This window comes from Embleya sp. NBC_00888 (genome assembly GCF_045207655.1).
Taxonomy (GTDB): Bacteria; Actinomycetota; Actinomycetes; order Streptomycetales; family Streptomycetaceae; genus Embleya.
In genome coordinates this window covers 6,390,943-6,413,935 of the sequence record NZ_CP108784.1, presented here as the reverse complement: position 1 = coordinate 6,413,935, position 22,993 = coordinate 6,390,943, and the positions used below count along the sequence as shown (strand labels likewise).

The following is a 22,993-nucleotide window of genomic DNA, read 5'->3' as shown; positions in this document are numbered from 1 at the left end:
TACGCCCGGGTCCCCGGCGGCGATACGGCCGGTTGGGGAATGTTTGGCGCCTGCACGTATGTTTCACATCCGGTGCGTCCGCCGCCGTGACCGTCGGTACGTCCGTCCTTTGTATCGCCCCAGGGCGTGTCTTCGATCCCGTGTGTCCCGGGACGCCGCCGCCGAGCGTCGCGTGTCCCCGACCACCGAGCAAGGAAGCTGGAGAGCAAGTGAAGGTCGAGATCTACAGCGATATCGCGTGCCCGTGGTGCTACGTCGGGAAGCGGCGCTTCGAGCGCGCGCTCGCGGCGTTCCCGGGCGCCGAGGACATCCAGGTCACGTACCGTCCCTACGAGCTGGACCCCACCACTCCGGCCGAGCCGGCGCCGCTGCGCGAGCGGCTGGCCGCGAAGTTCGGCGCGGCGAACCTCGACGGAATGAACGCGCGGCTCGCCGACGTGGGCGCCGGCGAGGGCATCACCTTCGACTTCACCCGGGCCCTGGCGGTGAACACGCTGACCGCGCACCGAGTGTTGTGGCTCGCGCTCACCGAGTTCGGCCCGACGGCCCAGGCCGCACTCAAGGACCGGCTGCTCGCGGCGTACTTCACCGAGGGTGAGAACGTCGCCGACCACGACCGGTTGACCGAGTTCGCGGTCGAGGCCGGCCTGGACCGGGACCGCGTGGTCGCCTTCCTCGCGTCCGACGAGGGCACCGACGAGGTCCGGCGCGAGATCGCCGAGGCGCAGGAGATGGGCGTCACCGCGGTGCCGACGTTCGTGTTCGAGGGCAAGTGGGCGGTCCAGGGTGCGCAGGAGGCGTCCACGTTCCTCCAGGTCCTGGAGCAGGTGCGGGATCAAAGCGCCGAGTCGGCCGCGCCCGCGGGCGACGGCGACGCGTGCGCCGACGGCTCCTGCGCGGTGTGAGCGTCTCGGGGGGAACGACCCGCGAACTCTCCGCCGAGCGGTTGCGCGGCGCGCGACTGGCCGCGCTGTTCGTGTTCTTCGCGTTCAGCGCCGCGGTCGCGGACTTCCTGGCCCGGATCCCGCAGTTCAAGGAGGATCTGGAGCTCGACGACGCCCAGTTGGGGCTGGCCCTGCTCGGCTCGCCGGTCGGTGCGCTGGTGGCGGTGCAACTCGCGGGTACCGCCGCCGGGCGATGGGGCAGCAAACGGGTCGCGCGGGTGTCGGTGATCGGCGGCTGTCTGGCGCTGCTCCTGCCGGCGTTCGCGTGGGACCTGCCCTCCTTGGCGGTGGGCCTGCTGGTCCTGGGCATGCTGATGGGCTTCACCGATGTCGCGGTGAACGCGCAGGGCGTGGCGATCGAGCAGCACTTGCGCCGCCCGATCATGAACAGCCTGCACGGCGGTTACAGCCTCGGCGGGCTGTTCGGCGCGCTCGTCGGATCCGGCGCGGCGGCTCTGGGGATCACCCCCCGGGTGCATCTGTCGGTGATGGCGGTGGTGCTCGCACTGGCCGTGTGGGCGGGTTCGCGCGCGTTGCTGGGCGTCGCGGACGACCCGCACGTACACGCCCCGGTCGAGCCGGAGGATCCGACGCGACCGGCCGCGCCGGCCGCGGGCGGTGGTCTGCTCCGATTGCTCGCGGGCTATCGCGCCGTGGTGTTGCTCGCGCTGATCGGGCTGTGCTCGTTCGTCGGCGAGGGTGCGGTGGCGGACTGGAGCGGCGTACATCTGCGCGAGACGCTGGACAGTTCGCCGGGTGTCGCCGGGTTGGGCTTCGCGGGCATGTCGGTGGCGATGGCCGCGGGCCGGTTCGCCGGTGACCGGGTGGTGGAACGGTTCGGCCCGGTCGCGGTGTTGCGGGTGGGCGCGCTGATCGGCGCGCTCGGCATGACGCTCGCGCTGGCCACGCCGTGGCCGGCGGTCTCGGTGCTCGGCTTCACGCTGTTCGGCGTCGGGGTGGCCCCGGTCGCGCCGGTGACGTTCAGCGCGGCCGGCAACACCCCGGGAGTGCCCGCCGCGTGGGCCATCTCGCGGGTGACCGGCATCGCCTACATCGGGCTGCTCGCGGGCCCGCCGATGATCGGCTTCATCGCCCACCACACCAGCCTGACCACGGCGTTGGCCATTCCGGCGGTGCTGGTCGCGATCATCGCCCTCACCGCGGGCGCGGTCCGCCGCTGAGCGGTCCGTTCCCGGGTACCGGCCGTACCGGCCCACCGATCGATCCGATCGGCGTCCCGGTACCCGAGGACGGATCCGAGCACAGATTCGAGGAGGGGTCCGAGCACGGGGTGTGGGCACGAGGTACGAGCCCGAATCGATACACGGGCCCGAGCGCAGGCCCGAGCGCAGGCCCGAGCACAGTCCCCATGGACAGTCCCCGAGGGCCGGACCCACCCACGCCGGGCGCCCGCGTCAGGACAACTTCCGCGCGTAGTTGATCCCCCGCGCCTGCCACCGCGCCTCGTGCGTGCCGATCCGGGTCCTGAAGTCCGCCCAGTCGCGCCGCTCCGGCCGGGACCAGGCCGCTTCGGCGACCGCCGCGAGCCGTGGGAAGAGCAGATACTCGGCGTCCGCGACGCTCTTGATCGTCTCGCCCCACAACGCGCCCTCGACCCCGAGCACCGCGTCCGCGGGCAGCCCCGGCAGGTGCGTCGAGGGTTCCCAGTCGTACGACGTGCGCACATCCACGGTGCCCGCCCAGGTCACCCCGAGCCGCTCGCCCCCGGCGTACTTCATGTCCAGGTAGGCGTGGTCGGCCGGGGCCATCACCACCTTGTGCCCGGCCCGCGCGGCGGCCGCGACCGCGGCCGCGTCCTGCTTGGACGCGCCCCAGTACTCGATGATGGCGCCGGGCACCGGGTCGCCTGCGGCGAGTTGGTGCCACGCGATGAGTTGCTTGCCGTGCCTGGCCACGATCGGTTGCGCGCGGGCCATGAACGCCCGGTACTGCGCGGGCTTGAGGGTGTGTGTCTCGTCCCCGCCGATGTGCAGGTAGGGGCCCGGGGTGAGTTCGGCGAGCCGGCCGAGCACCTCGTCGAGGAAGGTGTAGGTCGCCTCGCCGTCCACGCACAGCGCGGAGAAGCCGACCTGGGTACCGGTGTAGGGGGCGTACTTGCGTCCGTCGCAGGCCAGTTCCGGGTAGGCCACGATCGCCGCGTTGGTGTGTCCGGGCATGTCGATCTCGGGCACCACGGTGATGAAGCGCTCGGCCGCGTAGCCGATCACCCCCTGGTAGTCGGCCGCCGTCCAGAAGCCGCCCGGCCCGCCGCCGACCTGGGTGGAGGCGCCGATCCCGGTGAGCCGGGGTCGACCCTCGATCGCGATCCGCCAGCCCTGGTCGTCGGTCAGGTGCAGGTGCAGGTGGTTGAACTTGTAGGCGGCGATGTGGTCGATCAGCCGGCGCATCTCGGCGGGCGGATAGAAGTGCCGGGCCAGGTCGATCATGATGCCCCGGTACGGATACCGCGGCGCGTCCCGGACCACGGCGGGACGCAGTTCGAACGGTGCCCGGGCCGGGACCAGTTGGCGCAGCGTCTGGGCGCCTCGATACAGGCCGGCCGGAGCGCTCGCGCGGATCGTGGCGCCGCGCGCGGTCACGGTCAACGCGTACGCCTCGTCGCCGGCCGGCCGGTCCGCCGGCGTCGTCCCGGGCGGGTCCGGCACCAGGGACAGGTCGGTTCCGGCGCGGGCGCGGGCATCGACCACCACGGGCAGGGGCAGGCCGGTGGCGGTGCGCAGTTCGGCGGCGACCACCTCGGCGACCGCCCGCGCGGCCTCGCTCGCGGCCCGCACCCTGGTGTCCCGGGACAGCGTCCAGCCCGCGCCCTGGGCGCCGAGCGCCTCGATCGGGATCGGGACCAGTCCTCGGGCGTCGGCGGCGAGTGGTCCGGGCGGCGGCTCACCGGCCTCGGCGCCGCCGGGCTCGGCCGCACCGGGGTCCGGCCCGCCCGAGCCCGGAGCCGCGCCCGGGTCGGTCCCGGGGCTGCCGTCGGAGGAGGACGAGTCGGTGACCCACACGGCCGTCCCCGCGGCGGCGGCGATCGGCACGGCCAGGAAAAAAGCCAGGGCGCGTCGGCGCTGCATGTGACTCTCCCAATTCGGTCCGCCGGGATCGGTCTCGGCTCAGTCTAGGCAGCCGGGTTCGACTATCCGGTTGGTCGGCACCTCAAAAACGGAGGGCAACGATCCGGTATATCCCAACGAATGGTTGGCAAACGGGCGCCCGAAGATGGGGGCCGAAATACGGATATAGGTGCCCGACCGTAGAAGTCCGTGCTAAATCACGTGATATGCGTCTGTGTATTGCCATGATCGACCATGGGTATTCCTTCGCAGGGTTAACTTACGGATGTCAACATTCGCCGCCGTATGCGGGGTGCGCGATGCATTACCCACCGGCCACTGCGAGCACACGTGCGAATGCCGCTAGGCTCTGCCCGTCGTGCACGGAATAGGACGCGATCCGCGTCACCGAAAGCGCAAGACCGGAAAGTGCGAATCATCGGGAAAATGACGTACTTGACAAGCGGAATACTCGACTCCGTATCCCTGCCTCGCTCCACCCCGGCACCGACCTGGTGGTGGACGACCTGAACATCACTCGGAAACTCGTCCTGCTCGTCGCCGTGCCCCTCACCGTGATGGTGGGCTCCGCGGGACTCGCCGTGTCCACCACGACCGGCGAGGCCCTCGACGCGAACCGCCTGCGCTCGCTGACCAAGGTCTCCGCGGAGGCGGGCGAGCTCGCGCACCGTCTGCAGAGCGAACGCGCGGCTGCCGCCGCGGTGCTGTGGCCGGACGCCGGCAGCGGCGCGCTGGTCACGTACCACCAGCGCACCGCCGCGACGGACGAGAGCGCCACGCGCTACCGCAAGTTGCGCAAGGACCTCGGCTCGATCCCCGGCAACACCAAGGAACGGCTGCGCAGGCTGGACGCGGGCCTGACCGACCTGACCGCGCTGCGCGAGCAGGTCCAGGCACCCAAGGGCACCTCGCTGACCGCCGTCGTCTTCCGCTACCGCATCCTGATCGCGGACGCGCTCGACTACCGCGACAGCGTGGCCCAGGCAGGCGGCGCCGGCCCCGACAACTCGGACCGCCTGCGTGCCGCCGCCGCGCTCTCGCACGCCACGGAGTGGCTGGGACAACAACAGACGGCGGTCCTGCGCGCGCTGGCGTCCAGCCGGATCTCGCCGTCCCAACAGCAGGACATCCTGGCCACCCGGACCGGCTACGACGAGAGCGAGACGTCCTTCGAGTCGCTCGCCGACGAGGAGTGGCTGGGCTGGCTGGAACTCGCCCAGACCGGCCCGGAGATCCTGGCCGTGCACCAGCTCGAGGACGCCGTCTCCCGGGCCAGGGTGGACACGCCCATCCTGATCCCTCAGGACGTGTGGACCAAGGCGACCGCCGACCGGATCGCCCGGATCAGCGACGTCGAACGACGCGTGGACGCGTCGGTGCTGACCTCGGTCAGCGACGAACGCGACAGCCGACGCTGGTGGGCGATCGGACAGGCCGCGGCGGTGCTGCTCGCGCTGGCCGCCGCCGTACTCCTGGTGCTGCGCCTGGGCCGGCCGATGACGCGCGAACTGCTGCGCCTGCGCGACACCGCGCACGAGGTGGCCTACACCGGTCTGCCGGACGCCGTCGCCAAGCTCCAGCAGGGGCGTTCCCTCGACGGCGCGACCGCCGACGAGATCGCCGAACGCGCGGGCACCCCCATCGAGGTGCGCGGCAAGGACGAGATCGCCGAGGTGGGCTCGGCGTTCAACACCGTCTTCACCGCCGCCGTCCGCATCGCCGCCGAACAGGCGGTCCTGCGGGCCGGTATCGCCACCGTGCTGGTCGCGCTCGCCCGCCGCAACCAGCGGCTCACCGACGGCCTGGTCAAGGTCCTCGACGAAGCCGAGGCGCACGAGCACGACCCGGACCGGCTCAAGCGGCTGTACTCGCTCGACCACCTGGTCCAGCGCATGGGCCGCAACAACACCAGTCTGCTGGTGCTCGGCGGCGAGGGCACCGCGCGCGTACGCGAGGACGCGCTGCTCCTGGACGTCGCGCGCGCGGCGATCGGCCGGATCGAACGGTTCACCCGGGTCGACCCCGGCGCGGTGGACCCGCGCATCCTGATCGCCGGACGGGCCCGCGACGACGTCGCGCACCTGCTCGCCGAACTGCTGGACAACGCGACCAAGTTCAGCCGTCCGGAGACCTGGGTGGTACTCCAGGCGAACCGTCGCGGCGACGGCGCGGTGCTGACCGTGACCGACTCCGGCGTGGGCATCACCCCGGAGCGACTGGCCGGGTTCAACGAACGCCTCGCGTCGCCGGCCCAGTTGGACGTGCACGCGGTGCGCGCGATGGGTCTGACCGTGGCCGGCCACCTGGCCACGCGCTACGGCATCACGATCACCCTGGCCCCGGGCCCGCAGGGTGGCACGGTCGCCGAGGTCGGTCTGCCCGAGGACATCGTGGTCTTCCGCGATCGCCCCGGTCGGCACCGCGGCGTGCCCAAGGCCGAGGTCGCGCAGCTGCCCCCCTCCGGTCGGGTGCCGGACGTCGGCGTACGCGCCGGCGGCCATCCCGACCCGGGTCCGTTCGAGCCGGTGCCGAGCGTGTTCACGCCCACCCGGCCGCAACCGGTCAGCGACGCGAGCGCTCCCGGACCGCGTGAACCCGCGCCCTCGGGACTGCGCTTCACCGGATCTCGGCCGCCCGTGCCCGCCGCCCCGACCCCGCCCGCGCTCGCCCCGCCGGCCCCGCCGGCGCAGGTCGAACCCGAGCGGCGTCCGGAACGGTCGCTGCCGTCGGCTCCGGAACCGACGGAGTCCGGCCGCACCACGAACACGGGGCTGCCGCTGCGGGTTCGCCGGGACACTCCCACCGTGCACCCGGGCAGCCCCGCCGCACCCGCCGCGCCGCTGGTCGGCTCGGCCGGAACGCCCGCCCGGGCGAACGACACGCCGGACCGCCGGGACGCCCGCCAGGTGTCCGCGGCCATGTCCGCCTTCGCGCAGGGCATCGGGCACAGCCGGGCCCGCCGCGCCCCCTCGCCCCGCCCCGGCGGCGGCGAACCGGATCACAAGGAGAGATCGTGACCCACCCCACCGCAGCCGATCTCAGTTGGCTGCTCAACGATTTCGCCACCCGGGTGCCCGAGGTGCTGCACGCCGTCGCGGTCTCCGCGGACGGACTCGTGGTGGCCAACACCAGTTCGCTGCCGCAGGACCGCGCCGACCAGCTCGGCGCGGTCGCGTCCGGCCTGGTCAGCCTGCTGGCCGGTGCCGCACGGCTGTTCGGCACCGACCCGGTGGCCAGCAACCTGACCGAGATGAACGGCGCGTTCATGTTCTCGATGCAGGTCAGCGACGGCGCCTCGCTGCTGGTGCTGGCCTCGCGGGAGTGCGACATCGGTCAGGTCTCGTTCGAGATGGCCGAGCTGATCAACCAGGTCGGCCCGGCCCTGACCCCGGCCGCCCGCGAGCGCTTCCTGCACGTACAGCGCGGCGCGCTGGGCTGACCGAAGCATCCTCGCGTCCCTCCCGACGCGGCCCTCCCTCTGCTCGATCGCTCTCCCACGTCCACACCCTGGAGCACGTCATGACCCCGGCAAGTCCCATAACCCGACGCACGTTCCGCGTCACCGCCGCCGGCCTGATCGCCGGCGCCCTCGCCTTCACCACCGCGTGCAGCGGCAGCGCGGCGGACGACAAGAAGGGCGGATCGTCCTCCGGCACGCTCAAGATCGGCCTGACGATCCCGCTGACCGGTGTCTACGCGTCGCTCGGCCCGGACCTGCAGAACGGCTTCCAGACCTACCTCGACCAGCACGGCGGCAAGCTGGGCGGGCACAAGATCGAGCTCGTGATCACCGACGAGGGCGACGGCCCGCAGACCTCGGTGCCCTCGGTCACCAAGCTGATCAAGCAGGACAAGGTCACCGCCGTGGTGGGCCTGACCAACGCGGCCACGGTGGCCGCCAACGTGCAGATCGTCAACGACAACAAGGTGCCGATGATCGGCGCCGTCGGTCGCCCCGGCAAGATCGACAAGCCGGACTACGTCTGGCACACCAGCTACCTCTCCGAGGAGCCGGGTGTGGCGGCGGCCCCGTACATCAAGGAGAACGTGGCCGGCACGGTCTACGCGATCGGCCCGGAGTACCAGGGTGGTTTCGACCAGCTCCGCGGCTTCACCGACACGTTCGAAAAGCTCGGCGGCAAGCTGGCGAACCCGGACGGCAAAACCAAGTGGACGCCGTTCCCGGCCACCACCAACTTCCAGCCGTACTTCACCGAGATCAAGAACTCGGGCGCCAAGGCGGTCTACACGTTCTACGCGGGCACCGCCGCGGTGAACTTCGTCAAGCAGTACAAGCAGTCCGACGTCAAGGACATCCCGCTGTACGCCGCGGGCTTCCTGACCGAGGGCGCGGTGCTCGGGGCCGAGGGCGACGCGGCCAAGGGCGTGTTCACCTCGCTCAACTACACGCCCACCCTGGACATCCCGGCCAACCGCTCGTTCGTCGCGGCCTACCAGGGCAAGTACAACGCGCTGCCGACGATGATGTCGGCGACCATGTACGACGCGGCCGCCGTCCTGGACAAGGCGATCGCCGCCGCGGGCGACAAGGTCACCCCGGAGACGGTCAACGCCGCGATCGCCAAGACCGGCAAGATCGACAGCCCGCGCGGTTCCTGGGAGTTCAACCCGAACACGCACGCTCCCGTGCAGAAGTGGTACCTGCGTGAGGTCAAGCAGGACGGCACCGCGCTGAGCAACGTGATGGTCCGCGAACTCGGCACGCTCGGCTAGCGGCGGATTCGGAGCGAAAGGGAGCGTGCCGTGGGCTGGTTCGACGACAATTTCATCCCCGCCCTGGACGGAGTGGCCTACGGGCTGCTGCTGTTCGTCGTGGCCGCGGGCCTGACTCTGGCCTTCGGCTCGGGCGGAGTCCTCAACCTCGCGCACGGCACGCTCTACGCGTTCGCCGCCTACACCGCGACCGCCGTCGCCGACGGCTCGTGGGTGGGTCTGGCACTCGCGGTGCTCGCGGGCATCGGGGCGGGCGCGGCCGGTGGCGGGGTGCTCGCGGCGCTGACCGCGCCGATCGCCGGCAGAGGTCACATGGCGCAGGCCATGCTGACCTTCGGCGTCGCGCTGGTCGGCAGCGATCTGCTGACCACCACGTTCGGCAAGGACGACCCGCAGGTCCCGGTGCCCGGCGCACTCGAGGAGCCGGTGTCGATCCTGGGCCACAACTACCCGGGCTACCGACTCGCGTTCATCGTGGTCGCGGTCGTGCTCGGGTTCGGCGGCTGGTACGTGCTCTCGCGTACCCGCGTCGGCGCGGCCGTGCGCGCGTCGGTGGACGACCCCGAGATGCTCGCGGCCGGCGGCATCTCGCCGGCCCGGGTGCGCACCGGCGTACTGATCGCCGCGGGTGCCCTGGCCGGCCTCGCGGGCGGTCTGGGCGCGCCGATCATCGGCCCGTCCACGTCGGTGGCCAACACCGTGCTGCTGCAATCCCTGCTGGTCGTGGTGATCGGCGGGCTGGGTTCGGTCGGCGGTGCGCTGTTGGCGGCGATCCTGGTCGGCGAGGTGCAGACGCTCGGCGTCACGCTGATGCCCGACCTCGCGCCCTATCTGCTGTTCGCCACGATGGCCGTGATGCTGATCGCGCGCACCGCGCGCTTCGGCCCGACGGGGAGCCGAGTATGACCACCCTCGCCCTGCGCGCGCGCACCGCGCTGCGCTCGCCGCGCGCGGTCCTGGTGGGCCGAATCCTGGCCGTCGCCGCGATCGTGTGGTTGTTCGCGGCGCCGTACCTGGTCGGCCTGTTCACCCTGATCCTGCTGTCCCAGGCGCTGTCCCTGGGCGTGCTCGCGGCCAGCGTCGCGGTGCTCGGCGGCGGCGCCGGACTGCCCTCGCTGGGCCAGGTCGCGCCGTACGCGGTCGGCGGCTACACGGCGGCGATCCTGGCCGAGCACGGCATGCGGATCGGCGTCGTGCACACCCTGGTCGCGGCGGCGGCGGGCGCCCTGTTCAACGCGGTCACCGCGCCGATCGTGGTGCGCACGCGCGGCGTCACGGTGCTGATGATCACCCTGGCCGTCGGCGAACTGGTGCGCACCGCCGCGGAGAAGTGGAAGTCGGTCACCGGCGGCACCGACGGCAAGTCCGGGGTGCCGCCGATCGAGCCCTTCTGGGGCATGGGCGACCTCGTCGACGACGTGGACACCTACTGGTACGTGCTGATCACCACGCTTGTGGTGATCGGGATCACCGCGCTGGTGCTGCGCTCGCCCGCCGGTCTGCTGCTGGACGGCGCGCGCGAGAACGAGACCCGGATGCGCGCGACCGGCCACCCGGTGACCCGCTACCTCTCGGTCACCTACATCGGGGTCGGCGCGCTCGCGGGCGTCGCCGGCGCGTTGCTGATCTCGGTGCAGCGCTACATCTCGCCCGCGCACATCGGCTTCGACACCTCCTCGCTGGTGCTGCTCGCGGTGGTCATCGGCGGCGGCGCGTCGCTGGTCGGCGCGATGATCGGCGCGGCGCTGATCGTGTTCACCCGGGACTGGCTCTCCGGTCCCTGGCCGGGGCACGGCCCGCTGCTGCTGGGCGTGCTGTTCCTGATCGCGGTGTACACGCTGCCGGGCGGCCTGGTCGGCTTGACCGCGGGCGGCTCACGCGCCGCGTGGCGAGCCCTGGCCCGGGCCGGCGGAGCGACCGAGAAGGAAGAGCAGGAGGAGGAAGCCGAGAAGGCGCCGGCGGATCCGAGCACGAAGCCGGAAACCGTCGCCGACCCGGAGGCGCTGCTCACCATCACCGGCCTGACCCGCCGCTACGGCGCGCTGGCGGCGGTGGGCGACCTGGATCTGACCGTGCGCCGCGGCGCTCGGCACGCGCTCCTCGGCCCCAACGGCGCGGGCAAGTCGACCGTGCTCGGCATGGTCGCGGGCGCGACCCCGGTGACCTCGGGCAGCATCGTGTTCGCCGGTCGCGACATCACCCGGCTGCCCCCGGCGCGCCGGTCCCGGCTCGGCATCGCGCGCGCGTTCCAGCAGCCCGCGGTGGTGCCCTCGCTCTCCGTCCTGGACAACGTGACACTGGCCGCGTGGCGGCACGCCCGGGTCGCCGGCACGGCGTGGCGACCCACCCGCTACCGCGCGTTGGCGGGTGAGGCGGCGACCCATCTGGAGACCGTCGGCCTGACCGACCGCGCGGACGAGATCGCCGGCGAACTCTCGCACGGCTCCCGGCGGTTGCTCGACATCGCGATGGCCCTCGCGGGCCATCCGAAGCTGCTGCTGCTGGACGAGCCGGCCGCGGGTCTGACCGACACCGACATCGAGCGGCTGGCCGCGGTGCTCAAGGCGCTGCCGGCCGAGGTGACCATGGTGCTGGTCGAGCACAACTTCGCGCTGGTGCGCGAGGTCACCGACACCGTGACGGTGCTGGCGTCCGGACAACTGCTGGCCACCGGCACGCCGGACGAGATCGCGGCGGACCAGGCGGTACGCGACACGTATCTGGGCGCGTCCGAGCCCGAGCACCAGGAAGTGGGCTGAATCGTGCTGGAGATCGGCGAACTGACGGCGGGCTACCAGGGCGGCTCGGTGCTGCACGGGGTGGACCTGAGCATCCCCGAGGGCACGGTGCACGCGCTCCTGGGCGCCAACGGAGCGGGCAAGTCCACCCTCATCCACACCGTCGCGGGGCTGCTCAAGCCCTCCGGCGGACGCGTGACGCTGGACGGCGGCGACCTCACCGGACGTCCCGCGCACCGCGTCTCGCTCGCGGGCATCGGCCTGGTGCCGCAGGGCCGGCGGGTGTTCGCGAGCCTGACCGTGGCCGAGCATCTCAAGCTGGCCCACCGCAAGCACGCCGCGTGGACCCCCGCGCGGGTGCTGGAGCTACTGCCGCGCCTGGGCGAGCGCGCGGGCAACCGGGGTTCGCAACTCTCCGGCGGCGAACAGCAGATGCTCGCGATCGCCCGGGCACTGCTCGGCGGGCCGCGGCTGATCCTGCTGGACGAGCCGACCGAGGGCCTGTCCCCGGTGATCGCCGAGCAGATCCGGGCGCTGATCACCACGCTCGCCGACGAGGGTCTGACCATCCTGGTCGCCGCCCCGCAACTGGGCTTCGTCCAGGGCATCGCGGATCATCTGACGGTGTTGTCCACGGGACGCGTCACCGCGCGGCTGACCTCGGCCGAGGCCGCCGCCGACCCGGGCCCGATCCTGGCCGCACTGGCCCCGGGCGTGGCCGCGACCGGTTGACCGCACCGGCGCCGGTCGGCCGTGGGGCGTGCCCCCGGGTCCGACCGGCGTCGCGGCGCCGGCGGCCTCACAGCTCCACGCGCCGGATCTCCAGCGTCGTCCAGGCCCCCACGTGCACGCGGTCGCCGTCCTTGAGGTGCACCGGGTCGCGGCGGACCCGGTCGAAACCGGCGTTGATGGTGGTCCCGTTGGCCGATCCCAGGTCCATCACCTCCCACGTGCCGTCCCCGCAGCGCAGCAACATCGCATGGCGGCGGGAGACTCCCGGGTCACCGATCGGAATCTCCGGCGGGGCCGAGCTCGTGCTGGAGTTGCGCCGGCCGATGCGCATCGACTCGCCGGTCAACTCCAGCGTCCACGGCTCCTGTTCGTGCGGGAAGCGCATGCTGTGCGCGTCCGGGCCGTCCCATTCGAGCACCCGCAGGAAGTAGTCGTGGTCGGGCACCACGCGGGCCGTCCACACCGTGCGGGGAGGCGGCGGGTCCTCGGTCGGCCCCGGCCCGCCCTTCGTGCCGTTCCCGCCCTCGTCGCCCTTCGTGCCGTTCCCGCCCTGCCCACCGCCCCCCTTGTTCCCGTCGTCCTCCCCGCCGCCGGGCCCGCTCGACCCGTGCGTCAATTCGTGCCCGCAGCCCTCACAGAACTGGTCGTCCGGCGTGTACTCGGTCGCGCAGAAGCGACAGGTCAGCACGTCCCCGCCCGGCCCCGGCCCGCCCGGGCCCGACCCGGTCGGACCGTCGGACGGATCGCCGGCGGTGGGCATCGTACGTCCGCACTCGTCGCAGTAGTCCGCGGCGGTGGACTCATGACCGACCGGACAGATGTGCATGAGCGGACCTCCTTCCTGTTCCCCGTACCCAGCCCGACACATGCCGGCAACCAGGCTCAGCCCTCGATCGGCGGTCCCACCCGGGCGGTCTTGTGCGACTCGACGTCGATGATCATCATTCCCTCGTCGTCGTCGTTGCGGAGCCTGCTGGTGCCGTCCGCCTCGATCTCCACGACCCGGCCGAGCAGCCGCGCGGTGTGCTCGTCACCCGCCTCGTTGGCCAGCTCCAAGGCCTGCACCAGCCGCGCGGTCGCGGTGGTCTCGTCCCCGTCCCGGCGGGCCTGCAGGCCCTCCTGGACCGCGTTGGCCAGCTTCTCCCGGCCGGTGACCTTGGCCACCTCCTGGTTGATCCGGGTGGAGAGTTCCTCGTCGTCGGTCCACTGCGCGAACACGCCGGCCTTGGCCAGTTCCAGACCGCCCGCGCCGTCCGGCAGCACCACCGAGATCTGACACGGGCGGCGCTTGCCGCCCGGGTTGACCTCGTCCGGCTCGACCTCCAGGCACACGTGGTAGTGCTTGCTCTCGCCGCCCCACGAACCGGTCGGGTAGTCCCCCACGTTGGGCCCCACCTCGGTGCGCCGGGCGGTCAGGTCGTCGATCACCGGGTAGGTCTGCTTGACGTACTTCACCCGGGCGTTGTTGATCGTGCGCACGCGCAGCGTCACGTCGGCCACCGACTTGCCCATCGCGTTCTGCATCATCCTGGTGAAGTCGGCGACCAGGTCGGCCGGTTCGCTCACCAGGCCGATGTCGCCCAGCAGCGCGGTGGAGATCTTGCGCACCTCCTCCACCCGCCAGTCCAGGCCGATGCCCCGGCAGTCGCAGACGAACACGCCCTCGCAGTAGGCGATCGCCTCGGCCAGGTCCTGTTCGCGCTCGCTCTCGTTCTTGCCGTCGGTGAGCAGGATCGCGTGCCGGATCGCGTCCTTGTGCGGTTCCAGCAGGCGGCGGGCCATCAGCAGCCACTGCCCCATCGCGGTGCCGCCGCGCGCGCGGAGCTTGTCCACCTCGCGCTTGGCCTCCTTGCGAGTGCGCTCGTCGGCCGCGACCAGGCCCTCCTCGAACGGATACACCATCGACGCCATGCCGGTCCCCGAGACCACCGCGAACAGCGTACCGTCGCGCAGCGTGTCGATCGCGGCCTTGGTGGCCTGCTTGGCGGCCTTGAGCTTGGTGGACGGGAAGTCCATCGAACCCGAGCTGTCCACCATGATCACCTCGGCGCCGCGAGCGCCGGCCCGCACCCCGGTCGGCGGCCCCGACGCCTGGATGTGCGCGACGGCGTGGACCTCGTGACCTCCCATCGGGAGGTAGGGGTTCTGGTTGATCTCGATGGTGAATTCGGGGGCGCCTGACATGAATCCGACTCCTTCGTTTCCGGCTCAGACGTGGTCGGGGCCGCGCACCGGATCCCCGGGCGGGTTGAACGGGATCAGCGCGACGGTGATGTTGTCGGCACCGCCGCGGTCGAGCGCGAAGCCGGTGAGCATCCGCGCGGCGGCCAGCGGCTGTTCCAGCGCACCGGGCAGCACCATCGCGGCCAGCGTCGGCGCGACCGAGAGGTAGTTCCACAACCCGTCGCTGCACAGCAGCAGGACTCCGGGGCCGGACGGGCGCAGGCTGGTCACCCGGGGCCGAACCTCGCCCGCGTCCGCGCCCAGCCAGGACACGATCGCGTGCGCGCGTCGGTCCGCGTACGCCTCGGCCTCGGTCATCGCGCCGAGCGCGATCATCCGGGTCGCCCAGGAGTCGTCCTCGGTCAGCAGCGCGGAGGGGGTGCGCCGGACCTCGTCCGGCCCCGCGTCGTCCACGTACGGCTCGCCGACCGCCCCACGAGGCAGCGTGCTCGCACCGGGCAGCGTGTCGTCGCCGTCCGCGGCGTCGTCCGCGCCGCTGTCCGGATCGGCCAGCCAATAGGCGCGGCTGTCGCCCACCCAGCCCACGGTGATCTCGCCGGGCGTCATGATCGCCGACACCAGGGTGCACGCCGGGGCGTTGCCCGCGTCCTCGGCCCCGGGCATCCGGGCCACCGCGCTCGCCGCGGCGGCCACTCCCGCGCTGGTGGCCTTGGCCGGTCCACACCCCTCGACCAGCGTGGCCGCCATCGTCGCGCACGCGGTCTCGGCTGCGGTCGCCGACGCCTCGTCGGGGCGCGGCGAGGAGGACACCCCGTCGCACACCACCGCGACCACGTGATCGCTGCCGTCCGGCATCCGCAACACCCGCAGTGCGGCGGAGTCCTCGTTGCGCCGGTGCCGCAGACCCCGGTTGCTGACCATCGCGACCAGCCCCAGGTCGCTCTCGACGTGATCGCGCGGGTTGAACGGCCGCCCGCACGCGTCGCACCACCCGTCCGAGCCGATCGTCGCGGTACCGCACGCGGAGCACACCGGGCCGTGCCCGCTGGGCGTCACCACCCGCCTGGGCGGCGGCCGTTCGGCCACCGGCGGCACCGGGATGTCCAGGTCGTAGCCACAGGACTCGCAGTACCGGTCGTCCGCGTCGCCGGCGAGCCCGCACGAGGGACACGCCCCGCCGGGGGCCGTCGGCGGCTCGGGCGGGGCGGCCTCGTCCCCATCCGGGGCGCCCCCGGGCCCGGCCGCGTCCAGTCGTCCATATCCAGCCACTCTGATCACACCCACGTCCACGGTCGCACCTCGTTCGCCCGGTCGACGAGCGCGATGCGCTCCGCATGCGTCGTCACGTGCCGGGCCAGATCGCGGTAACACTTTTCCAAGGCGAACCGCAGAGGCTTTTCCTTCAACTCGCTGCCGAGCACCTTCGCGGTTCCACCCGCGTCCCCGGTGCCCGAATTCCCACCCTTCGCGCCCGCCTTGACCCACTCCAGCGCGGTCTCCAACAACTCGACGGCGAGCCGATCGTGCGCCTCGCCCTCCAGGCGCAACGCACCCAGCCGGTCGGACGCCGCGGTCAGGTCGGGGCCCAACGCCTCGCCCGCGCCCCGACCACTGATCCGGGTGCGCAACGCCGCGGTCTGCGCCGCGACGTGGTTGGCCGAGGTGTCCGGCACGCTCTCCAGGGTGCGGACCGCACCCGCCCGGTCGCCGGTGGCCAGTTGGCATCGGGCCAGCCCGAAGGCCGCGGCGACGTAGGCCCGGTCGGTGGCCCACACACCGCGATACTCGGCGGCCGCCTCGTCGTGGCGGCCCATCAGTTCGCGGACCGCGCCGAGCGCGATCCGCGGCGCGGGCTCGCCGGGCAGCGCGCCGCGCACTCCGTCGAAGCACTCGTGGGCACGCGGGAGATCCTGGTCGGACAGCGCGGCCAGGCCCTCGAACCAGGGCAGTCGCCAGTCGTCGGCGTCGATGTCCGCGAGGAAGGCCCGGGCACGCACCACATCACCCTGCTCGATGCACATCCGGACCAGCCGCAGCGTGCCCTCCGGCGAGGAGACGCCCGCGGCGGTGAGCGCGGAGAGCAACTCGTCGGGATTGGTGGTGGCCACCGTGGCCAGCAGGTTCGCGGCCGGATCGGCGGCGTCCACCCGGGGCACCGGCAACGCGCCGGCGATCACCGCCGGGTCGGGGGCGGGCGCGAGCAGGCCGGGCTCGGTGTTGCGCGCGGCCACCTCGGCGTGCACGACCCGGGTCTCCGGCCCGAACAGGCCGGACACGCCCGGACGCGGCTCGCCGGAGCGGATCGCGACCACCTCGCGCAGCACCGCGACGCACTGCTCGGCCATGTCCGCCGCGGAGGCGAAGCGCTGCTCCGGCTCGGGGTGCGTGGCCCGCAGCAACAGCCGGTGGTAGGACTCGAATTCGGTGAACAGCGGCACCTCGGACGCGGGTGGCAGGGCCGCCTTGTACTTGCGGGTGTAACCGGCGAAGTAGAAGCTGAGCACGGCCATCGTGCGGCCGATGGTGAACAGGTCCGACTCGACCGACGGTTCGGCCCGGACGGTCTCGATCTCGGGTGCCTGGTAGCCGACCGTGCCGTAGGTGAACTTGCCCGGTCGGGCCAGGTCGGTCACCGCGCCGAGGTCGATCAGCTTGAGCTGGTCCTCGGTCTGGATCACGTTGTCCGGCTTGAAGTCGCAGTAGACCAGGTTCTGTTGGTGCAGGTAGCCGAACGCGGGCAGGATGTCGATCGCGTAGGCCAGCACCTGCTCGACCGGCAGCACGGCCTTGGGGTCGCTCTCGCGCATCGACTTGAGCCGGTCCATCAGCGACAGGCCGCCGACGTACTCCATCACCAGGTAGGTCTCGTCCCGGCCGGTGAGCGGGTCCGGGTGCTGCACGACGGTCTGGATGTGCACGATGTTGGCGTGCTGGATCTGGGTCAGGATGCGCTGCTCGGCCAGGGCCGCGGCACGCGAGTCGGCGTCGTCGCTGCCGAGCAGGCCCTTGAGCACGACCCACATGTTGTGCGCGGCGGTGTCCTGGGCGAGATAGACCCAGCCGAAGCCGCCGCGGGCGAGGCAGCCGATGATCCGGTACTGGCCGACCATGTCGTCGCGCTGAAGCTTGGGCGCGAACGAGAACGGCGTGCGATCGCGCGGGCAGAACCCGTTCGCGACGCCGGGCCGACCGCCGCGGCCGCGCCCGACCGGCTGCTCGCACTTGCGGCAGAAGCGCTTCTCCTCGGGAATCACCGGGTTGCGCGCGAGCGCGGTCTCCGGGTTGCGGCGCGGCACGTTGGGCATCTCGACCAGACCGCCGCCGAGCCGACGGCTGGTACCGGTGCTGCCGGAGCGCCGCGAGCTGCGCCCGGAGGCGCTGCGCGCGGACGAGGAGCCGGCGGTGCCGGCGGTGCCGGAGACGCCGGAGACGCCGGACCTCGCGGACCGATTCGGGTCGTGCCCGGGATCCACCGGGGCCGGGCCGGCGGCCAGCGGTTCGCGGCCGCACTCGGTGCAGAACCCGTCGTCGATCTCGCCCGGGCAAGGCGGGCGATTGCACTTGGTCATCTCTGTTCCCCCTTGTCGTCCGGACGATCCTCGCGGTGCGCGGCGATCACCGCCTCCTGATAGCGGGTCACCACCCGTACCGCCACTTCGAGTTCACACGGCGCTCGCCACAACAACTCCTTGGCGTGGCTGTACAGCGACTCCAATGCGGCGTCCTCGCCGTGTCCGCCGCGTGCGGCCATCGCCCGGTAGGACTGCACCAGACCGCGCAGTTCGTCACGCCGGGCAAGTGGCGCGTCGATGTGCGCGCGGGTGGCCGCCAGCCGGTCCCGGGCACCTTGTACGTCGTTCTCCAACGCGCTCAGCTCCCGCGAGACACGCGCCCAGTCGCCCTCGCCGCCGAGCATGGTGACCGAGGCCAGCCGATCCCGCAGGGTGGCCGCCCGCAGCGGCACCTCGGGCACCCGCTTGTCGCCGATCCGGCCGAGCACATGCGCGCGTCGCCGAATCGTGTCGCCCTCCTGGTACCCCAACTCGTCGAGCATGCCCGCCAGTCGGCGGATCCGTTCGTCGAAGCGACCCCGGACGATGAGCAAGTGTCGCACCGAGTCGGCGACTTGGCGCAGATCGGCCTCGATGGCGGAGACGTCCACGGTGCCGATGCGGCGCTCGTTCGCACCGGTCAGCGCGAGCGGATCGCCGGCCACCAGGGTACGGGCGGTCTCGAGGCGGCGGCGGATCCCGTCCAGCGCCGCGGCCTGTTCGGGCACCGCGTCCGGGCCGCCGAGCTCGGCGATCCGGGCCTCGGCGGCCACGATTCCCGCGTCCACCCGGTCCAGGGTGGGCACCAGTCGGGTCCACACCTCGTCCGCCGCCTCGACCACCGCGGTCACCTCGGTCCACGCCGGTGCCATGTCCGCGACCAGTTCGGCCAGGCTCATCCGGCGCGCCTGGGTCGCCGGGTCGGTCAGCCCGCGCCGGCCGATCGGGATGTCGCGCGCGGCCAGTTCGGCGGACTGTCCCAGCAGCAGGAAGGACAACTCCTCCAACTCCGGCCGCAGCGGCTTGCCGCGCCGACCGCGCAGCGCGCGCAGCCGATCCAGCACCGCGCCGTACGCCTCGCGGTGCCCCCACAGCAGGGAGATCGCCCGGCGGCCGGCCTCCCACTGCTCGGCGGTGCGGCCGGTCAGCGGTCCGCCTTCCAGGAGTTGCCGTCCCGGGTGGCTCTCCAACTCCATCAGACCGGCCGTGATGCCGTCGTACTCCGCTTCGTGACGAGCCATCAGTTCGTCGATCTCGTCGCGGCCCAGCACGCGGGGGGCTCGGTTCACGCGCTGTCCCGGTATACCGCCGCGGGCGGGTCGGGGACCTCGGCTGCCAGGGAGTTGCCCAGGTACTCCCGGTACAACGCCTTCCACCGGCCGTTCTGACGGGTCCGCTCGAGCACCGCGTTGACGAACCGGACGAAGTCGGGACGATCCTTGGCGATCGCCATGCCGTACGGCTCCAGCGTGAGGTTGCCGCCGACCACGACGGTGAAGACGCGGTCCTGCGCCTGGAGACCGGCCAGGATCGTGTCGTCGGTGGTGATCGCGTCCGCCTCGCCCTGTTGCAGCAACACCAGGCAGCCCGCCCAGGTGTCGCCCTCGACCACCTTCACCTGCGGCGCCTGCTCGCGCAGCAGGGTGATCGAGGTGGAGCCGGGCACCGAGCACACCCGCATATCGCGCGGCAGTGCGGCCAACCCGGCGCCGTAGTCGGCGCGATCGGCGGTGCCGTCGCGCTGCACCAGCAGCCGCTGGCCGGCGTTGAAGTAGACCGAGGAGAACTCGACGCTCTGCTTGCGCTGACAGTTGATCGTCATGGTCTCGGCGATGATGTCCACGTCGCCGCGCGCAACCGCGATCGCGCGCTCCTCGTTGCGCACCACCCGGAACTGGATGCGCTGCGGGCCGTCGTCGCCGAAGATCGCCTTCGCCACCTCGCGCAGCAGGTCGATGTCGAAGCCGCGGAGGGTGTTCGACCTCGGGTCCACGAAGCCGAACGGGAAGCTGCTCTGGTCGATGCCGGCGATCAGGAAGCCGCGACGGCGCAGCACCTCCATCGTGCTGCCGGCGGGCAGCGCGGTCGGCGCGGGCAGCGCGCCGGTCGGGCGCAGGCTCGCGGTGACGTTCGGACACGAGGTGTCGGGTCCCGGGGTCGCGCGCGGCGCGGCGGCGGGCGGCGCGGGCTGCCCGGTGCCGCGCTGGTCGACCCCGGCGCCGCAACCGGCGACGGTCAGCACGAGGGCGCAGACCGCCGCGGGCAGCGCGATGCGGGTGTTCATGGCCGGTTGTACCTCCCGACCTCGCGACGGACGCCGTCCACGGTCGCGGCGGCGGCGATCAGCGCCAGTACGCCCAGGCCGACGTCGAGACCGGTGAGCGCGTCCCGACCGGCGGCCACCGAACGTTCGAAGTCCTTCTGGTCCTTGTCGACCGCGGCCGCCAACGCCTCGTCGATCTTGGTGAAGGCCACCCGCGAGGCGCCGTCGGCCTTGGTCACCTGGGCGACGGCCTTCTCGAACTCGCCGTTTCGGTACAGCAGGACGACGTCCCCGTGCGCCTTCTTCCAGTCCGCGGCGGCGGCCTGCGCGGCCTTGACCTTCGCCAGCGTGCTCGCGTCCGAGCCGGTGACCTGCTCGGCGCGGGTCAGCATGCCGGTCACCGCGGGTTTGCCCCCCTCGGCCGGGACGCCGACGAGCTTGCCCCACACCTCGTTGAAGTCGTTCTCGTACTGTTCGTTGTCGCTGCCCCGCATGACCAGGGTCAGGCTCTCGTCGCCGTGCGCCTGCAGGGTCAGGAAGCGGGCCTGGGCGAGCGTCTCGACCGGCCCCCAGCCTCCGCTGCGGCTGCGGTCGAGGTCGGTGCGCGAACTGTCGGTGCCGGCCCACAGCCACCCGATGGACACCAGCGTGGCCAGTCCCGCGATCAGCAGGCCGATGTTGATCCGACGGTGCGTGCGCAGCGCGAAGAACCACAGGGCGGCGGCGAACGCGGCCAGGCTGACCAGCAGCAGGCTCAGCGGCACCCACGGGGTCGAGGTGGCGTCGCGGTGGTCGCCGGCGAGGCGCTTTTCCACCATGTCGTGCAGCGTGGTGGCGGCGGGCAGGATCTTGCCGCGCATCACGTTCTTGGAGGCGGAGCGCAGGTAGGCGGCGCCGACCGTGTTGCCCTGCCGGGTCTCGGCGCGGGCGCGCTCGACCAGGCGGGCGTACTCGGGCAGTTGCACGCCGATCACGGCGAGTTGTTCGGCGACCTTGCCGGTGGCGCCGGCGGCGGTCGCGGAGATCAGCGTGCTCGACGCGGTCTGGATGGCCCGCTGGTAGCGCTCGCGCACATCGGCCGATTCGACGCCGCCTTCGAGCAGCCCGGCCGCCGCGGTCGCGTCGGCGTCGGCGAGTGCCCGGTAGATCTCCTGGGTCTTGACGCCGAGCGGTTCACTGCCGGTGGCCACCGCCTTGGCCGCGTCCGCGCGGTCCCCCACCGCCAGGACGGCGAACAGTCCGGCCAGCAGGCTGATCAGCACCAGCACCACGCCGGTGACGAGCATCAGGCCGGGAGTGGTGGCGCCGGCTCGAACCAGTCGGCGCACGGATATGCCTCGTGATCGCATCATCCCGGCCGGACCGCCCGTAGCCCGTGCGGGCACTCCCGGGCCCGGTGCCTGCGAAATCGGAACGGCTGCCGCCAACGCTCTGCCTCCCCCACTGTCGCGTGTGCCCCTTGTCGGTCGACCCGACCCACGTCCGCCGCCCCCGACCGCCCGCGTGCTCCGCGAACGCTGTCACCTCGAAGTTATCGCGAGCATGTGGCGGCTCCCGATGGTCTTCCCTCGTTCTCCCCACGCCGACCCTCAGGGCCAGGACATTACCGCTGCGGGCGCCGGGTCGGTGGCGGCACCGTGTCAGGTCGGTGCCGGCGGTGCCGGCGGCGTGTGCGCGCGATATCAGCGGGCCCGGTGAAGCTGATGGCGACACACGACGAAGACGTCGAACACGAACGACGAACACCTAGCGGGGAGCGACCCCAATGACATACGCGATCGAGACCGAGGGCCTGGTCAAGCGGTACGGCACCACCACCGCGTTGGCCGGGGTCGACCTGCGGGCCGAGGCCGGCACCGTGCTGGGCCTGCTGGGCCCCAACGGCGCGGGCAAGACCACGATGGTCCGCGTACTGGCCACGCTGATCAAGCCGGACGCGGGCATCGCCCGGGTCGGCGGGTTCGACACGGTCCGGCAGGCGCACGACGTGCGCGGCCTGATCGGGCTCACCGGCCAGTACGCCTCGGTGGACGAGGAGATGACCGGCTTCGAGAACCTGCTCCTGCTCGGCCGGCTGCTCGACATGCCCCGCAACGAGGCGAAGGCGCGTGCCCGCGAACTGCTCGCCCGTTTCGACCTGACCGAGGCCGGCGGTCGCACCCCGGGCACCTATTCGGGTGGTATGCGCCGCCGGCTCGACCTGGCCGCCTCGCTCGTGGGTCGCCCCGCCTTCCTGTACCTGGACGAGCCGACCACCGGGCTCGACCCGCGCAGTCGCGGCGACGTGTGGCAGATGTTGCGCGAACTGGTCCGCGACGAGGGGGTCACGGTGCTGCTGACCACGCAGTACCTCGACGAGGCCGATCAGTTGGCGAGCGACATCGTGGTGATCGACCACGGTCGGGTGATCGCCAACGGCACGGCCGACCAGCTCAAGAGCCAGGTCGGCGGCCAGAGCCTGGAGGTCCGGCCGACCGACCCGACCCGAATGCCCGACGTGGTCGAGCTGTTGCGCGAACTCACCGGCCGGGATCCGATCGTGGAGAGCGAGCGCGGTCAGGTCACCGTCGCGGTCTCCGACGAGAACCTGCTCCCGGTGGTGGTCTCCCGGCTCGACCAGGCCGGGATCCGGGCCACCGAGTTCGCCCTGCGACTGCCCAGCCTGGACGAGGTGTTCATGACCCTCACCGGGCACCGCAGCCAGGACTCGACCGAGCGCGACGACGGGGCGACCGACCGGGGCAAGGCCGCGTGAAACACC

General features: G+C 72.3%; 17 protein-coding genes. 9 read left to right on the top strand and 8 right to left on the bottom strand.

The window, feature by feature from the left end; all coding sequences use genetic code 11:
• Window positions 1-209: 209 nt before the first annotated feature.
• Window positions 210-905: a DsbA family oxidoreductase gene (locus OG948_RS27375; RefSeq protein ID WP_406298982.1), complete on the top strand. Its 696-nt coding sequence runs from the start codon at window positions 210-212 to the stop codon at window positions 903-905.
• Entirely contained in the window at window positions 902-2,125 is a 1,224-nt protein-coding gene (locus tag OG948_RS27370; protein WP_406298981.1) for an MFS transporter, read from the top strand. Before OG948_RS27375 ends, OG948_RS27370 begins: the two co-directional genes overlap by 4 nt.
• 234 nt (window positions 2,126-2,359) lie before the next feature.
• On the opposite strand, the gene OG948_RS27365 is transcribed toward OG948_RS27370, so the two are convergent.
• Window positions 2,360-4,030, bottom strand: coding sequence for a family 20 glycosylhydrolase (locus tag OG948_RS27365; protein ID WP_406298980.1), 1,671 nt, complete (start codon window positions 4,028-4,030; stop codon window positions 2,360-2,362).
• A 497-nt stretch (window positions 4,031-4,527) separates the two neighbouring features.
• Here OG948_RS27365 and OG948_RS27360 point away from each other — a divergent pair, with 497 nt between their 5' ends.
• The 6 genes from OG948_RS27360 (at window position 4,528) to OG948_RS27335 (ending at window position 12,234) form a co-directional block, all read left to right on the top strand.
• The gene (locus tag OG948_RS27360; RefSeq protein ID WP_406298979.1) at window positions 4,528-7,047 is read left to right on the top strand and encodes a nitrate- and nitrite sensing domain-containing protein; all 2,520 of its coding nucleotides are present in this window, start codon (window positions 4,528-4,530) and stop codon (window positions 7,045-7,047) included.
• Window positions 7,044-7,469 (top strand): roadblock/LC7 domain-containing protein, encoded by a 426-nt coding sequence (locus OG948_RS27355; protein ID WP_360314312.1) that lies wholly within the window; start codon window positions 7,044-7,046, stop codon window positions 7,467-7,469. Before OG948_RS27360 ends, OG948_RS27355 begins: the two co-directional genes overlap by 4 nt.
• An 80-nt stretch (window positions 7,470-7,549) precedes the next feature.
• Window positions 7,550-8,764, top strand: coding sequence for an ABC transporter substrate-binding protein (locus OG948_RS27350; protein ID WP_406298977.1), 1,215 nt, complete (start codon window positions 7,550-7,552; stop codon window positions 8,762-8,764).
• 30 nt (window positions 8,765-8,794) lie between these two features.
• The gene (locus OG948_RS27345; protein ID WP_406298976.1) at window positions 8,795-9,670 is read left to right on the top strand and encodes a branched-chain amino acid ABC transporter permease; all 876 of its coding nucleotides are present in this window, start codon (window positions 8,795-8,797) and stop codon (window positions 9,668-9,670) included.
• Window positions 9,667-11,523: an ATP-binding cassette domain-containing protein gene (locus OG948_RS27340; RefSeq protein WP_406298975.1), complete on the top strand. Its 1,857-nt coding sequence runs from the start codon at window positions 9,667-9,669 to the stop codon at window positions 11,521-11,523. Before OG948_RS27345 ends, OG948_RS27340 begins: the two co-directional genes overlap by 4 nt.
• Before the next feature lie 3 nt (window positions 11,524-11,526).
• Window positions 11,527-12,234: an ABC transporter ATP-binding protein gene (locus OG948_RS27335; RefSeq protein WP_395859726.1), complete on the top strand. Its 708-nt coding sequence runs from the start codon at window positions 11,527-11,529 to the stop codon at window positions 12,232-12,234.
• 67 nt (window positions 12,235-12,301) lie between these two features.
• On the opposite strand, the gene OG948_RS27330 is transcribed toward OG948_RS27335, so the two are convergent.
• The 7 genes from OG948_RS27330 to OG948_RS27300 are packed head-to-tail and all read right to left on the bottom strand — an operon-like array spanning window position 12,302 to window position 21,560.
• Window positions 12,302-13,060, bottom strand: a complete 759-nt coding sequence (locus OG948_RS27330) for an FHA domain-containing protein (RefSeq protein WP_406298974.1) — start codon at window positions 13,058-13,060, stop codon at window positions 12,302-12,304.
• Window positions 13,061-13,116: 56 nt separating this feature from the next.
• The gene (locus OG948_RS27325) at window positions 13,117-14,418 is read right to left on the bottom strand and encodes a VWA domain-containing protein (RefSeq protein WP_406298973.1); all 1,302 of its coding nucleotides are present in this window, start codon (window positions 14,416-14,418) and stop codon (window positions 13,117-13,119) included.
• A gap of 24 nt (window positions 14,419-14,442) precedes the next feature.
• Window positions 14,443-15,696 carry a protein phosphatase 2C domain-containing protein gene (locus OG948_RS27320; RefSeq protein WP_406298972.1) on the bottom strand — a complete coding sequence of 418 codons (1,254 nt, stop codon included), beginning with the start codon at window positions 15,694-15,696 and terminating at the stop codon, window positions 14,443-14,445.
• Entirely contained in the window at window positions 15,693-17,987 is a 2,295-nt protein-coding gene (locus tag OG948_RS27315; protein WP_406298971.1) for a tetratricopeptide repeat protein, read from the bottom strand. The genes OG948_RS27320 and OG948_RS27315 overlap by 4 nt, the downstream gene beginning before the upstream one ends.
• Complete coding sequence (locus tag OG948_RS27310; protein ID WP_406298970.1) at window positions 17,984-19,258, bottom strand: hypothetical protein; 1,275 nt, start codon at window positions 19,256-19,258, stop codon at window positions 17,984-17,986. Before OG948_RS27310 ends, OG948_RS27315 begins: the two co-directional genes overlap by 4 nt.
• Window positions 19,255-20,253 carry a glutamate ABC transporter substrate-binding protein gene (locus tag OG948_RS27305; RefSeq protein ID WP_406298969.1) on the bottom strand — a complete coding sequence of 333 codons (999 nt, stop codon included), beginning with the start codon at window positions 20,251-20,253 and terminating at the stop codon, window positions 19,255-19,257. The genes OG948_RS27310 and OG948_RS27305 overlap by 4 nt, the downstream gene beginning before the upstream one ends.
• A complete protein-coding gene (locus OG948_RS27300; RefSeq protein WP_406298968.1) occupies window positions 20,250-21,560 on the bottom strand; it encodes a hypothetical protein in 1,311 nt (436 codons plus the stop codon). The genes OG948_RS27305 and OG948_RS27300 overlap by 4 nt, the downstream gene beginning before the upstream one ends.
• 437 nt (window positions 21,561-21,997) lie before the next feature.
• On the opposite strand from OG948_RS27300, the gene OG948_RS27295 reads away from it, so the two are divergent.
• On the top strand, window positions 21,998-22,987 hold the full coding sequence (locus OG948_RS27295; protein ID WP_406298967.1) for an ATP-binding cassette domain-containing protein: 990 nt from the start codon (window positions 21,998-22,000) through the stop codon (window positions 22,985-22,987).
• The last annotated feature ends 6 nt before the right edge of the window (window positions 22,988-22,993 follow it).